General features: G+C 71.3%; 1 protein-coding gene. It reads left to right on the top strand.

The window, feature by feature from the left end:
• Window positions 1–155: 155 nt before the first annotated feature.
• A complete protein-coding gene (locus ACNFOC_RS54615) occupies window positions 156–920 on the top strand; it encodes an SDR family NAD(P)-dependent oxidoreductase (RefSeq protein WP_416966345.1) in 765 nt (254 codons plus the stop codon).
• Window positions 921–1,126: the final 206 nt, after the last annotated feature.

Consider the following 1,126-nt stretch of genomic DNA (forward strand, 5'->3'; position numbering starts at 1 on the left):
CAGGGCGACGGCTCCCGAGACCGTCCCACCTACTGGTGCCCGACCTGCCAGATAGGCCCCGCTCCCGGCACCACCCCGGGCACCACCCAACCCCCCAGAACTCAGCACCGTACGACTAATTGACGACCCGTCAGAAACCCTCGTACCGTCGATCCATGCCCGTCAAGGCGTACGACCTCACCGGACGCACCGCTTTCGTCACCGGCGCCGCCAGCGGTATCGGCCGCGCATCCGCCGTGCTGCTCGCGGAGGCGGGCGCCACCGTGCACTGCGCGGACCGCGACGCGCAGGGCCTGCACGAGACGGCGACCCTGATCAAGGACAAGGGCGGCACCGCCCACACCCACCACCTCGACGTCACCGACCGCGCACAGGTCAGGCAGGCAGTCGAGTCCTGCGAGGACCTGCACGTGATGGCCGCGGTCGCCGGGATCATGCACAACAGCACCGTGCTGGAGACCCGGGACGAGGACCTCGACCGCGTGCTGAACGTCAACTTCAAGGGCGTCCTGTACGCCTGCCAGGCGGCGGCCCGACTGATGCTCGACCGCGGCACCAGCGGCAGCATCATCACCATGGCGTCGGGCGCGATCGACACCGGAGGCGCCGGGCTGCTCTGCTACAGCGCCGCGAAAGCAGCCGTCGTCCAGCTGACGAAGACGCTGGCGACGGAGCTGGGCCGGCACGGCATCCGCGTCAACGCGGTCGCGCCGGGCTGGGTCCGTACGCCCATGACCGACCACCACGAGGTCGAGGACCAGGCCCGTACCGAGGCGCTGATGGTCCGGCTGTCACCGCTGGGCCGGGTAGGTGAGCCGGAGGACATCGCCCACGCCGTGCTGCACCTGGCGTCGGACGCGTCGTCGTTCACGACGGGTCAGATCCTCCGCCCGAACGGCGGCGTGGCGATGCCTTGGTAACCGGCACCGACTCGACGCCCGGCGACGGTCCGGTGGCCGACGGCCAGGCACCCGGCGACAGTCCAGAGCCCGGCAATGGCCCGCCCGCCGACCACAATCCAGCCTCCGCCACGCCGGAGTCAGTCGGCACCCCAGCAACCGTCACGCCGAGGCCCGGCGATACCCCAGCAACGGGCGCAACGGACACCCGCCAGGCCGCCCGCCAC

Source organism: Streptomyces colwelliae, from assembly GCF_048158785.1.
In the GTDB taxonomy this organism is placed as follows: domain Bacteria; phylum Actinomycetota; class Actinomycetes; order Streptomycetales; family Streptomycetaceae; genus Streptomyces.

Coding starts and splice junctions, on each gene's coding strand:
- ACNFOC_RS54615 (WP_416966345.1), top strand. CDS start 156: ATGCCCGTCAAGGCGTACGACCTCACCGGACGCACCGCTTTCGTCACC.